General features: G+C 57.5%; 13 protein-coding genes. 10 read left to right on the forward strand and 3 right to left on the reverse strand.

Annotation, left to right across the window (positions count from 1 at the left end):
- Positions 1 to 2: 2 nt before the first annotated feature.
- The 5 genes from RTY00_RS10255 to RTY00_RS10275 all read left to right on the forward strand — a co-directional run bounded on the left by RTY00_RS10255 (position 3) and on the right by RTY00_RS10275 (position 3,495).
- Complete coding sequence (locus RTY00_RS10255) at positions 3 to 404, forward strand: acetyl-CoA carboxylase biotin carboxyl carrier protein subunit (protein ID WP_312664353.1); 402 nt, start codon at positions 3 to 5, stop codon at positions 402 to 404.
- A 112-nt stretch (positions 405 to 516) separates the two neighbouring features.
- Complete coding sequence (locus RTY00_RS10260) at positions 517 to 1,269, forward strand: SDR family oxidoreductase (RefSeq protein ID WP_008106954.1); 753 nt, start codon at positions 517 to 519, stop codon at positions 1,267 to 1,269.
- Positions 1,270 to 1,291: 22 nt separating this feature from the next.
- Entirely contained in the window at positions 1,292 to 1,987 is a 696-nt protein-coding gene (locus RTY00_RS10265; protein WP_312664354.1) for an amino acid ABC transporter permease, read from the forward strand.
- Between the two features lie 5 nt (positions 1,988 to 1,992).
- Entirely contained in the window at positions 1,993 to 2,748 is a 756-nt protein-coding gene (locus tag RTY00_RS10270; RefSeq protein WP_154193197.1) for an amino acid ABC transporter permease, read from the forward strand.
- A 9-nt stretch (positions 2,749 to 2,757) separates the two neighbouring features.
- On the forward strand, positions 2,758 to 3,495 hold the full coding sequence (locus RTY00_RS10275) for an amino acid ABC transporter ATP-binding protein (RefSeq protein ID WP_008106948.1): 738 nt from the start codon (positions 2,758 to 2,760) through the stop codon (positions 3,493 to 3,495).
- A 95-nt stretch (positions 3,496 to 3,590) separates the two neighbouring features.
- Here the strand turns inward: RTY00_RS10275 and RTY00_RS10280 are convergent, their stop codons facing one another.
- The 3 genes from RTY00_RS10280 to RTY00_RS10290 all read right to left on the reverse strand — a co-directional run bounded on the left by RTY00_RS10280 (position 3,591) and on the right by RTY00_RS10290 (position 6,905).
- Entirely contained in the window at positions 3,591 to 4,760 is a 1,170-nt protein-coding gene (locus RTY00_RS10280; RefSeq protein WP_312664355.1) for a Gfo/Idh/MocA family oxidoreductase, read from the reverse strand.
- 10 nt (positions 4,761 to 4,770) lie between these two features.
- The gene (locus tag RTY00_RS10285) at positions 4,771 to 5,694 is read right to left on the reverse strand and encodes a TIM barrel protein (RefSeq protein WP_312664356.1); all 924 of its coding nucleotides are present in this window, start codon (positions 5,692 to 5,694) and stop codon (positions 4,771 to 4,773) included.
- A 182-nt stretch (positions 5,695 to 5,876) separates the two neighbouring features.
- Positions 5,877 to 6,905, reverse strand: a complete 1,029-nt coding sequence (locus RTY00_RS10290) for a LacI family DNA-binding transcriptional regulator (RefSeq protein WP_312664357.1) — start codon at positions 6,903 to 6,905, stop codon at positions 5,877 to 5,879.
- A 321-nt stretch (positions 6,906 to 7,226) separates the two neighbouring features.
- Between RTY00_RS10290 and RTY00_RS10295 the strand changes: the two genes are divergently transcribed.
- The 5 genes from RTY00_RS10295 (at position 7,227) to RTY00_RS10315 (ending at position 11,534) form a co-directional block, all read left to right on the forward strand.
- Positions 7,227 to 8,264, forward strand: coding sequence for a Gfo/Idh/MocA family oxidoreductase (locus tag RTY00_RS10295; protein WP_312664358.1), 1,038 nt, complete (start codon positions 7,227 to 7,229; stop codon positions 8,262 to 8,264).
- Between the two features lie 16 nt (positions 8,265 to 8,280).
- On the forward strand, positions 8,281 to 9,162 hold the full coding sequence (locus tag RTY00_RS10300; protein ID WP_007888450.1) for a sugar phosphate isomerase/epimerase family protein: 882 nt from the start codon (positions 8,281 to 8,283) through the stop codon (positions 9,160 to 9,162).
- Positions 9,163 to 9,241: 79 nt separating this feature from the next.
- A complete protein-coding gene (locus RTY00_RS10305) occupies positions 9,242 to 10,261 on the forward strand; it encodes a LacI family DNA-binding transcriptional regulator (RefSeq protein WP_312664359.1) in 1,020 nt (339 codons plus the stop codon).
- A 101-nt stretch (positions 10,262 to 10,362) separates the two neighbouring features.
- Positions 10,363 to 11,244, forward strand: coding sequence for a glutathione-dependent disulfide-bond oxidoreductase (yghU, locus tag RTY00_RS10310; RefSeq protein WP_312664360.1), 882 nt, complete (start codon positions 10,363 to 10,365; stop codon positions 11,242 to 11,244).
- Positions 11,244 to 11,534 (forward strand): DUF1330 domain-containing protein, encoded by a 291-nt coding sequence (locus RTY00_RS10315; RefSeq protein ID WP_265300767.1) that lies wholly within the window; start codon positions 11,244 to 11,246, stop codon positions 11,532 to 11,534. The genes yghU and RTY00_RS10315 overlap by 1 nt, the downstream gene beginning before the upstream one ends.
- Positions 11,535 to 11,823: the final 289 nt, after the last annotated feature.

An 11,823-nucleotide genomic window follows, 5' to 3' on the forward strand; every position in this document is an offset into this window, starting at 1 on the left:
CAATACCGCTGCCGACGCTGCGCGCGCTGGCGCGCAAGATGCAATCCTCCGGGCTGAACAGTCTGGCGCTCGATGGCAAGCACTGGTCGGTGCGGTTGACCTTCGCCGCCACGCCAGCCACGCCCGCGCCTGCCACGGTTCCCGCCGCTGAAATCCCCTCCATCACACAACGCATTGGCGCACCGATGCCCGGCACGCTGCTGCGCCGCCATCCGCATAGCCAGCAGGATTTTGTCGCGCCCGGCCAGCAGATTGTGGCCGGTGAAATAGTGGCGCTGGTGCAGGTTGGCCCGCTGTATGTGCCGGTGATCAGTCCGGATAGTGGCACGGTGCAGTCGTTCGCCGCAGAGCATTCGTCTGCGGTGGAGTACGACGAGGACCTGTTGACGTTTCGGTCGCCATAAATGCCAGCCGAACGGGGTTATAAGGGGCGCTTATTGCCTCAAAATTTTTATGTCTTATGCCCTTGCGGCATAACTGCATACAGTCAAAAGACGCCATAACGAGGAGAGGCAGATGCCATTTTCAGATTACAAAACCGCGCTGGTAACCGGCGCATCCGCGGGAATGGGTGAAGCGATCGTTGAGCGCTTGTGCAAAGAGGGCATCACCGTGCACGCGGTGGCGCGCCGTAAAGAGCAGCTGGCGGCGCTGGCCGATCGTACCGGCTGTATTCCGCACGCGGTGGATGTCAGCGACGTCAACGCGCTGACCGCGCTGTGTAAAGACCTCGAAATCGACATTCTGGTCAACAACGCGGGCCTGTCGCATCCGGGATCGATCCTTGATGCCGATGAGAACGTGATTGAAACCCAGGTCGACGTCAATCTGCGCGCGGTGCTGCATCTGTGCCGTTTGCTGGTACCGGGCATGGTGAAACGCGATCGCGGCCACGTCTTCAACATCACCTCAATTGCTGCCATCTACAACTTCAACGGTAACTCGGTGTATCACGCCACCAAAGCCGGTGTGCATGCACTTTCGCGCCAGCTGCGCGTCGATTGCTACGGCGCGCGCGTGCGCATCACCGAAATCTGTCCGGGCCGCGTCGCCACCGATATCTTCGGCAACGTGTCAGGCGATCACGAAGAGGCGCGCCGCCGCTTCATTGATGGCTTTGAACTGCCGCAGGCCAAAGATATCGCCGACTGCGTCGCCTTCGCGCTCGCGGCACCGCTGGCGGTGAATATTGGCAACATCGAAATCACCCCAACGCTGCAGGTGCCGGGCGGTCTTTCCACCATGCGACCGGGCGACCACAGCGCGTAATTTGCGACCATGAGGTAACAGAATGGCTCTCGATTTCAGCAGTGTGATAACCGGCCAATACGGCCAGATGATCGTTGACGGAACGGTGATCACCCTTGAACTGGCGTTGGGTGCCTGGCTGCTGGCGATGGTGCTGGCGCTGCTTTTGGTGGTGATCCGCCTGACTGAAAACCGCATCGCGGTCGGGCTGGTCAAAGCCTATGTCTCTTATCACCGCAATGTGCCGACGCTGATCCAGTTGATGATGTGGTACTTCGCCATTCCCACGCTGCTGCCGGAAGCGCTGCAGATGTGGATCAACAACTACAACGCCGAGTTCCTGTTCTCCCTCACCGCGCTGGGCCTGTGCCAGGCGGCGTACTTCTCCGAAGATATCCGCAGCGGGCTGCGCGCCATTCCCGACGGCCAGAACGAAGCCGCGCGCGCACTCGGCATGAGCTACGTGCGCGCCATGCGCGGCGTGATTCTGCCGCAGGGCATTCGCAACGCGCTGCCCGCGATGATCAACCACACGGTGCTGCTGTTTAAAAACACCAGCCTGGCGATGGTGATTGGCGTGGCGGATCTGACCTATGTGACGCGCGATATTGAGAACCAAACGTTCCGTACCTTCGAATCCTACATCGTGGCGACCGTAGGCTATCTGTTCTTCTCCCTGCTGCTGATGGGCCTTGGCGCACTGATGGCCCGCCGCTTCCAGCGCGTCTATGCGAGGTAATGGCGATGTTTGAGATTTTCACCATTTTGCATGACAACGGCATGCTGCTGTTGATGGGCCAATACCCTAATGGTCCGATTGGCGGCGTGCTCTGTACGCTGCTGATCTCGGTGCTGGCGGTGCTGCTGGCGTTTCCGATTGGTGTGCTGCTGGGCCTGGCGCGTCTGTCGCCGTGGCGCTGGTTGAGCTGGCCCGCCACCGGCTGGGTTTACCTGCTGCGCGGCATCCCGCTGATGATGGTGGTGTTCTGGACCTACTTCTGTGTGCCGCTGCTGATCGGCCACAACATCAGCGGCTTCGCCACCATGCTGTGTACGCTGGTGATCTATGAAAGTGCCTATATCGCCGAGATAGTGCGCGGCGGCATTCAGGCGTTACCGCACGGCCAATACGAAGCTTCACGTGCGCTGGGCATGAGCCACCTGAAAACCCTGCGTCTGGTGATTCTGCCGCAGGCGCTGTTCAACACCTTGCCGAGCCTGGTTAGCCAGCTGGTGTCGATCATCAAAGACAGTACGCTCGGCTACGTGATTAACGTGCCGGAACTGACCTTTGCCGCCAATCAGGTGAGCAATCAGCTGCTGACCAAACCGTTCCAGGTGTTCGCCATTGTGGCGCTGAGTTACTACATCATCTGCTTCAGCCTTACCTGGCTGGCCAATAAACTCGAAGCGCATATTGCGCAGAAACGTCGTCAACCGCCGCAGCCAACGCCCAGCGTGGCACCCGCGGTGATGCTGACTAAAACCTCTTCGCAATAAGGAAACAGCATGGGACCGATGATCATGTTTAATCAGGTCAACAAATGGTACGGCGCGTATCAGGCGCTGACCAACCTGAGCGCCGAGATTAATCCCGGCGAAGTGGTGGTGGTGTGCGGTCCGTCCGGCTCGGGCAAATCGACGCTGATTCGCACCGTTAACCGCTTAGAGCCCATTGATGACGGCCAGATCGTGTTTGATGGCACCGATATTCACGGCAGCAGCACGCGCCTCAATCAACTTCGCACGCGCATCGGCTTTGTGTTTCAGAGCTTCAACCTGTTCCCGCATGTGTCGGTGGCCGAGAACATCATGATGTCGCCGATGAAAGTACTGGGCGTGAAGCGCAGCGAGGCACGTCGTCAGGCCGGTGAATTGCTGGAGCGCGTCGGTTTAGCGCACAAAGCCGATGCCTATCCGGCGCAGCTGTCTGGCGGCCAGCAGCAGCGAGTAGCGATTGCCCGCGCGCTGGCGATGAAGCCGCCGGTGATGCTGTTCGATGAACCGACCTCGGCGCTCGATCCAGAGATGGTCGGTGAAGTGTTGTCGGTGATGCGCGGTCTGGCGCAGGAAGGAATGACGATGATGTGCGTCACCCACGAGATGAACTTTGCCCGTGAAGTGGCAGATACCATCTGGTTTATGGATCAGGGACAGATTCTGGAAAAATCACAGCCAGAACAGTTCTTCACCCAGCCGCAGCACCCGCGCGCGCAGCGCTTTCTCAGCGATCTACGCTCACACTGAATTTCAGGTCGCCATGAATGGCGACCCTACGAAAAACGCGCCAATCCTTTGTAGGGTCGCCATTCATGGCGACCTGGCCAATAACCGCACCAATCTCAACAATCCACCCACACCGCACCCGCATCGGCGGATTTCACGCACTGTTCCACCCAACGCACGCCCATCAAACCGGCATGCGCGCCTGGATACCAGAAATCCTTGAGGAACGCCTGATCGCCACGATCGGTAGCATCGATTGCCAGCGCAAAACGGCGATAAAGATTGGACCAGGCTTCAAACAATCCTTCCGGATGCCCGCCGCCAATACGGTCGTCAGCCAGCGCGCTTTGATGCAGATAACCCATGCCGCGCTCGAGAATCTGCACCGGCTCGCCCTGCACTTCATAGCGCAGCTGATTCGGCTGTTCGTCCCACCACTCCAGACTGGCTTTCTCGCCGATCACCCGCACTTTCTGGCCGTGCATCGAACCGCAGTTCACCGCCGATGCCCACATGGTGCCGACAGCGCCGTTGTCGTACTCCATCATCACGAAGGCGTTATCCTCCAGCGGCGCACGGGTTTTGACAAAGCTCTGGCGGCTGCACAGCAGACGTTTCACCTGCAGATGTGGCACCATGGTTTCGGCGATAAACAGCGGATGCGTCGCCAAATCGCCCAGCACATAGCTCGGCCCGACGAAGCGCGGATCGACGCGCCACTTGGTGCTTTCGTTCTGCAATTCAACCGCTTGGTTATGGAAGCCGTGTGCGAACTGCATGTTGATGATGCGGATCTCGCCTAGCAAACCTTCCGCAATCATCTCGCGCGCCTGGTGAATCAGCTGATGTCCGGCGTAGCCATAGGTCACGCCGATGATTTTCTTCTTCTCGGCGCACAGCTGCTCCAGCTCATCGGCTTCGGCGGCGGTAAAGCACAGCGGCTTCTCGCACACCACATGCAAACCCGCATTGAGCGCAGCACGGCAGATGGTGAAGTGCGTGTTGTTAGGCGTAGCGATCGACACCGCTTCAATGCCGTCCGGACGCGCCGCTTCTGCCGCAAACATCGTTTCGTAATCCGCATAGCAGCGATCGGCGTCAATCCCCAGCGAGGTGCCAAAGGCGCGGCCACGCTCGGCGTTGATATCAAATGCGCCCGCCAGCAGCGTGAAGTTGTTGTCACGCGTGGCCGCCGAACGGTGAATATACCCAATCTGGCTGGTACCGCCGCCGCCAACCATGCCCCAGCGCAGCGAGCGATCCAAAGCTTTAATGCCGTTAATCATGCTGTTCTCCTCAGAATCCGACCGATTGCAAATAGTGCAGGCTGGCGGTGACGTCACGCAGGCTGGTGTCGGCATCGCGCGGATCGCGCTCCTGCTCGACGGTGATCCAGCCCTGATAATTGCGCTCTGCCAGGAAGGCGCGCACCGCCGGATAATCAATCGCCCCTTTGCCAATCGGGCACATCACGCCTTCTGCACAGGCAGCGAAGAAATCGACGCCGCGCGCAATCACGTCGCGCCATACCGCATCGTTAACGTCTTTGAAGTGCAGATAATCGATGCGATCCCAGTAGCGGCTGAGGTAAGGAATCGGATCCATGCCGGAGTAGTACAAATGTCCGGTATCGAGGCACAAACCGGCTACTTCATGCGGAATGTCTTCCACCAGCTGTTGCAGCTCGTCGGCAAACTCAATGCAACCGCCGGCATGCGGATGGATCACCGCGCGCACGCCGTATTCGTTCCAGGCAATCTGGCTCAGCGTGGTGATGTGCTGCATCATGCGCTGCCACTCTCTATCTGACAGGCGCGGCGCCTTGTCGGATTGACCGGCGTATTTGGCGCGTTCTGGATTACCGAAGTCGATAATCACCAGATAAGGCGCGGGTTTGTTGTCCGCATGGGTTTTAGTGGCAGTCGGTACCAAAGACAAGTTGCGACAGATGTTGTGCGCCAGCTCAACCATCGCCGGGAAATTAGCTTCGCTCACCAAATCATCAAAAATGGTACCCGCCACCAGCGACAGGTCATGCGCTTCCAGCTGCTGGCGCAGCTCGGAAGGTTCAACCGGCAAATAGGTCCACGGGCCCAGCTCAATGCTTTCATAACCGGCCTGTGAAGCTTCACTCAGGACTTTCTGCCACGGCGGCAGGAAGGGATTTTTCGGGTCATCAACGCCCCAGCTACAGGGCGCGTTAGCAATATGAATAGTCATGATCGTTCCTTGCGGTAGTGGATAGCGCAAGTATCAAATAAATATTTCATCACCAACAACCATGAAACATTCATTTTTTGATAGCGATCATAGTATTTCGCATCATTAAAATGATAGAAAAAACATCAAATCCAGCAATGACAACGTTTGGTCGCCATTTATGGCGACCGATTTGAAATGTATTACAGGTTTTCACGCGTGACGATATCGAACGGCAGGATGATCTGGGTGAAATGGTCATTTGGTTCCGCATGATGCTGCTGCACCATCTGCGCCAAACGCATGGCCATTTCGTCGATGCGATTGCGGATCATCACCGTGATGGTGCCATCAATCAGCGCCAGCTCGCCCTCTTTCACCGGACCATGACAAATCAACGCCACCTTGCGCTGCGGCTGCTGGCGCAAGGCGTGAATCACGCCCTCAATGCCGCCGCACGGCGCGAAGATCAGCGCCAAATCGGCATGTTCTTCCAGTAACTGACGCGTGGAACGGTAGCCGCCATCAATCGATTCATTGGTCTTCAGCGGCTCCAGCACGCGCCGCGCGCTGTCCTGTTCACGCAGATAGGAGCGGAAACTGATCTCATTGCTTTCCTGACAGATAAAGCGATGGTCGCCCACCAGCACGCCGACCGAGCCCGGCTGATGCAACAGATGCGTGGCAATCCACGCGGCAGTGCGCCCGGCTTTCTGATTATCCAGGCCGACATAACCGGCGTGGCCGCACGGCGAAAAGTTGGAAAACAGCGCATAAACCCGCACGCCCTGACGCGATATGTTTTCTATCGCATGACGAATCAGCGGATGATCCAGCGCGACTAAGCCAATGGCATCCACCTGCTCGGCCAGCGCATACAGCGAGGCCACCACCGCTTCCACATCATCGATGTCGTGCCAGGTAAACAGCGGTTCGCTGCCTGCCGGATGAAACGGCTGCGTATGCTGGCGCAGCGCATCGGTGAGGGAATGATAGAACGAGTAGGATTTTGACAGCAGGATAAAGCCCATGCGCAGCGTCACGCTGGCGGTGGGCGCGATACCGCTCAGCAGCGGCACATTGCCGATGCGGTAACCGAGGCGATTGGTCGCTTCCAGCACCTTCTGTTCAGTGGCGGCGCGCACCGGCGCACGACGGTTTAATACGCGATCAACGGTCGCCACGCCAACACCGGCGGCGGCGGCGATTGCGGTCATGGTGATTTTACTCATGCACGGTATTCCAGATTAAAATGATAATAAATTATCAAAAATAATGCCCTAACCCGCTAAAAATCACCAATCCTCAAACGCAGAAATCATCATTAAACGGCATCGGGTGATAGAGAATCTCTCAGTATTTTGATCGCCCTCGCAAAAACGAAATAACTCATTTCATTTTCATACCATTCAGAATAAATGTTTGATATTTATTGGCGCATCAAAGGCGGTTTAGGCTGATGGTTTCGCATCAGAAAAAGAGTAGAGACTGCGGTTGGCTCTTCCTACATTTAACGCGATCTGCCTTAAAAAGGTCGAATAAACGGAGATACCATGTTCCCTACCACTTTACCTGTCCCGCGTCGTCATCCTGCCCATCAAATTCCTGTGCTGCGATGGGGCATTGTTGGGCCCGGCTGGATTGCCGATCACTTTGCCAATGCGCTGCGCCACCATACGCAGCAGCAGCTGGTTGCGGTCTCCTCGCGCAGCCTCGATAAAGCGCAAGCCTTTGCCGCTAAATGGGAAATTCCGCATGCGGTGGAAGGCATTGATGCGCTGCTCAGCCGCAATGATGTCGATGTGGTGTATATCGCCACGCCGCATAATCATCACTTCAGCGACGGTCTGCGTACCTTGCAGGCTGGCAAACATGTGCTGATTGAAAAACCGCTGGCGCTCAACGCGCAGCAAGCCTTGCAGTTGCAACAGGCAGCCCAACAGCAGCAGCGCCTGTGCGTTGAAGCGATGTGGTGCGACTTTGCGCCGAAATACGATGTGATTCGCCAGTTGCTGGCCGATGGCGCATTGGGTGACGTTCATACGCTGCTGGCCGATCATGGCGAGTACTTCACCGAAGATCACCGCATTTTTAATGCAGATCTGGCAGGCGGCACCATGCTGGATCTCGGCAGCTATCTGCTTGGGTTTAGTGTTTTGGTCGGCGGTGCACCCGCGAGCATTACCGCCGTAGGCCAACCCGCGCCGGGTGGCGTCAACGGCCAGGCGTCGATGCTGCTGACCCACGCCAACGGCATGCATTCGGTGCTCAACACCACGCTGTTCAGCAACACGCCCGGCACCGCCGTTATCGCTGGTCGTGATGCCACGCTTTATCTCGACGGCCAGTTTTACGCGCCGGGTAACTTCCGTCTGACCTCCAGCGATGGCCGCCACACGCTGCGCTGGGAAGAACCGGCCAATCGCTATATTCAGCTCAGTCATGAAATCGAACATACCGCCTGGTGTATTCATCAGGGCCTGACCGACTCGCCTGTGCGTCCGCTTGCCACCTCGCTGGCGACCTTGAACGCGATGGATGCAGTGCGGCAGCAGATCGGTGTGGTTTTTAATGAAGAGCGCACCGCTTAACGCTCAGGAGAAAACAATGAAAATCGCTTTTGATGTGGATGTAATCAGGGATCTTGGCATCACGCGCATGGTGCATCAGGTGGCAGAATGGGGCTACAAGTACATCGAGCAGTCGCCGCACCCGCAGATCAACCCGTTCTATAAACATCCGAAAGCCAGCCGTGAAATCATGCGCGAATACAAGAATGCGCTGAATGCCACCGGGCTGGAAATCTCCTCGTTTATCACCGTTTATCGCTGGTCTGGCCCCGATGAACTGCGTCGTCAGGCGGCGGTGAAGAACTGGAAACGCATGATTGAGATTGCCGTCGAAATGGGCGTGCAGGTGATCAACACCGAGCTGTCGGGCAATCCCAACGAGCCGGAAATTTGTGAAGAGATGTTCTATCGCTCGATGGAAGAGCTGCTGCCGATCATCGAACGTGAAGGCATCCGCGTCGAAATTCAGGCGCATCCGTGGGATTTCTGCGAGCAGAGCAACGAAACCGCTGACATTGTGAAGTCGTTCCGCAGCGAAAACGTGAAGTACATCTACAGCGCACCGCACACCTTCTATTACGACAAAGGCGTGGGCGATGTGAAGAACATGCTGCATTACGCGGGCGACGATCTGTCGCATATGCTGATCGCCGATACCATGAACCACACCAAGCACTGCCGCTATATCGTCAACCCGCCAGGCGTGGATGCCACCATCCACCAGCACGTGGCGGTCGGTGAAGGCGAAGTGAATTTCGATGCGCTGTTTGAAGCGCTGCGCGAAATGAATTTCGCCAACCGTACCTTTAAGGTCGGCGGCGAGTCGATTATCTCAGCGGCGCTATTTGGCTATCCGGAAAAGATGAAGTATCAAGCGGTGGAAACCCGTGAGCTGATTGAGCGTGAGCTGTTGGGTTAGTTAAGTGCTCGATCGGTCCCTTCTCCCGCTGGCGGGAGAAGGTTAGGATGAGGGCCCGCTCTGATGGAATGCACGCAACATGAAAGCAGTGACGCTGGCCGAGCTGGCAAAACAACTGGGCGTTGGTGTCGCCACGGTTGACCGGGTACTCAACGATCGCGGCGGCGTATCACCCGCCATGAGCAAAAAAATCCTGCAGGCAGCGCGTGACGCCGGTTTGAAACGCATTCTGCCCGAGGAGCATCGCCATCCGTGGCAGATCGAAGTGCTGCTCAGCGGCAACGCCTCCTTCTTCTTCCAGCAACTAGCGCAAGACTTTGCCAAACTCGCCGACGAACTCGGTTATCGTCGCCTGCGCCTGCATCGCACGCTGATTCCGGAAAACGCGCCGGAAAAACTCGCCGCGCACATCACCGCCAGCAGTAAAAAGATGGACGCGCTGATCGTCTTCGCCCATGAAAATCCGCTGATCTACGATGCGCTCGCCGCCTGTAAAGCGCGTGGCGTGCCGGTGATCACCCTGGTCGCCGATCTGCCCGATGCCGCGCGGCTGTGCCACGTCGGCATCGATCAATACAAAGCCGGACGCACCGCCGGTTTGATGCTCGGCAGCATGCTGTCGCAGCCGGGTGAAGTGGTGTTGATGAGTGGACGCGCCGATTACGCCGCGCATCGCCTGCGCATTGAGGGGTTTCAGGCGGTGCTGGCCGAACGCTTTCCGCAGCTGCGCCTGCGCGAGATTCTTGCCGGTCAGGATGAGCGCGAACGCATCAGCCGTCTGTTAGAGAAAACGCTGGCCGCCTCGCCGCCGATTGTTGGGTTGTATAACACCGGCATTGGCAATACCCAGGTGCACGAAGCGCTGGCGCGGCATCGTCTCGACGGCAAAGTGCTGTACGTCACGCACGAGTTGTACAGCACCACACGTCGGCTGTTGCAGGATCGCGTGCTGACTTTAACCCTCGATCAAAATACCCTGCGCCATGCCCAGCTCGCTTTAGCGCTGATGCTGCGGCATCTGGAAGAGGGCGAGATTCCCGATACCTATCAGCCCGGCAAAGTGGACTTTATGCTGTTTACGCAAGAGAACTTTACATAATCGGACTTTGCGTCGCACCGCCAGCGCGGTTAAATCGCCTGTATCACGCGCTGCTACACTCAGTAGCAGCAAAAATACAAACACAACAAGGCGAAACCAATATGTCGGAACATCAGTATCAGCCCGCGAAAGTCTGGACCTGGGACCCGGAAGCCAAAGGTAACGGCGCGAAAACCAACCGTCCAACCGCCGGGCCGACGCACGAGAAAACCCTGCCGGTCGGCAAACATCCGCTGCAGCTTTACTCGCTCGGCACGCCAAACGGCCAGAAAATTACCATCCTGCTGGAAGAGTTGCTGGCGGTCGGTGCCAAAGACGCCGAATACGATGCCTGGCTGATCCGTATCGGCGATGGCGATCAGTTCTCCAGCGGTTTTGTCGATGTAAACCCGAACTCGAAAATCCCGGCGCTGAGCGACCATTCCGTCACGCCACCGCAGCGCGTGTTTGAATCCGGCAACATCCTGCTCTATCTGGCTGAGAAGTTTGGTCACTTCCTGCCAACCTCGCTGGCGGGCCGCACCGAAACCCTGAACTGGTTGTTCTGGCTGCAAGGCTCTGCGCCGTACCTCGGCGGCGGCTTTGGTCACTTCTATCACTACGCGCCAGAAAAAATCGAATACGCCATCAACCGCTTCACGCTGGAAGCCAAACGCCAGCTTGATGTTCTGGATCGTCAGTTGGCCGACAATCGCTTCCTCGCCGGTGACGAATACACCATCGCCGATATCGCCACCTGGCCGTGGTACGGCAATCTGGTGCTGAATAACCAGTATGGCGGCAGCGAATTCCTTGATGCGCAGTCGTACAAAAATGTGGTGCGCTGGGCGAAAGAGATTGCTGAGCGTCCGGCGGTGATTCGTGGTCGTAAAGTGAATCGCGCCTTTGGTGCCGAGCCGCAGGATCAACTGCTGGAGCGCCATGATGCCGCCGATTTCGATAACAACACTGAAGACAAACGCCAGGCGCGAGGAGAGAAGTAATGGCTGCATATGTGGTGTTTATTAAGGACGAAACCTTAGACAAAGACGAGCTGGCAACCTACGCCGAAAAAGCCGGCCAGGCGCGTGGCGATCACCCGATCACCCCGCTGGCGTTTTATGGCCAGCTAGAAACGCTGGAAGGCCCGGAAGCGGAAGGCGTGGTAGTGCTGGAGTTCCCGGATGCTGAGGCGGCGAAAGGTTGGTATTTCAGCCCGGCGTATCAGGAAGCCAAAGCGCATCGGCTGAAAGGCGCGAAGTACCGCGTGCTGCTGGTGAATGGCGTCGCGTAACCGCGTCCGCGCGGTGATTAACCAGGTCGCCATAAATGGCGACCCTACAGTGTTTGGCGAGGTTTTCGTAGGGTGCGCATTCATGCGCACCAAGCCGCCATGAATGGCAACCCGACGAGATTTATAGCGGTTGTGAGTTAAGAATTCGCACTACTGCTGCAGCGTGGGTGTTGAGGCGACATCCCAATCCGCTGAACGAATGAGGGATTCCAGGGCGAGCCGCAGGGATGCGGCGAGAGGTGGCGCTGAGCAGGAGCGAATCGCCGCCGGTCCGTCAGGAATCGTGAAT

The sequence above is a fragment of the Pantoea sp. CTOTU49201 genome (assembly GCF_032054795.1).
Lineage (GTDB): Bacteria > Pseudomonadota > Gammaproteobacteria > Enterobacterales > Enterobacteriaceae > Pantoea > Pantoea symbiotica.

What these genes read in the sequence shown, in the direction of transcription:
- RTY00_RS10260 (WP_008106954.1), top strand. Translation starts at nt 517, where the DNA reads ATGCCATTTTCAGATTACAAAACCGCGCTGGTAACCGGCGCATCCGCG.
- RTY00_RS10265 (WP_312664354.1), top strand. Translation starts at nt 1,292, where the DNA reads ATGGCTCTCGATTTCAGCAGTGTGATAACCGGCCAATACGGCCAGATG.
- RTY00_RS10270 (WP_154193197.1), top strand. Translation starts at nt 1,993, where the DNA reads ATGTTTGAGATTTTCACCATTTTGCATGACAACGGCATGCTGCTGTTG.
- RTY00_RS10275 (WP_008106948.1), top strand. Translation starts at nt 2,758, where the DNA reads ATGGGACCGATGATCATGTTTAATCAGGTCAACAAATGGTACGGCGCG.
- RTY00_RS10280 (WP_312664355.1), bottom strand. Translation starts at nt 4,760, where the DNA reads ATGATTAACGGCATTAAAGCTTTGGATCGCTCGCTGCGCTGGGGCATG.
- RTY00_RS10285 (WP_312664356.1), bottom strand. Translation starts at nt 5,694, where the DNA reads ATGACTATTCATATTGCTAACGCGCCCTGTAGCTGGGGCGTTGATGAC.
- RTY00_RS10290 (WP_312664357.1), bottom strand. Translation starts at nt 6,905, where the DNA reads ATGAGTAAAATCACCATGACCGCAATCGCCGCCGCCGCCGGTGTTGGC.
- RTY00_RS10295 (WP_312664358.1), top strand. Translation starts at nt 7,227, where the DNA reads ATGTTCCCTACCACTTTACCTGTCCCGCGTCGTCATCCTGCCCATCAA.
- RTY00_RS10300 (WP_007888450.1), top strand. Translation starts at nt 8,281, where the DNA reads ATGAAAATCGCTTTTGATGTGGATGTAATCAGGGATCTTGGCATCACG.
- RTY00_RS10305 (WP_312664359.1), top strand. Translation starts at nt 9,242, where the DNA reads ATGAAAGCAGTGACGCTGGCCGAGCTGGCAAAACAACTGGGCGTTGGT.
- yghU (WP_312664360.1), top strand. Translation starts at nt 10,363, where the DNA reads ATGTCGGAACATCAGTATCAGCCCGCGAAAGTCTGGACCTGGGACCCG.
- RTY00_RS10315 (WP_265300767.1), top strand. Translation starts at nt 11,244, where the DNA reads ATGGCTGCATATGTGGTGTTTATTAAGGACGAAACCTTAGACAAAGAC.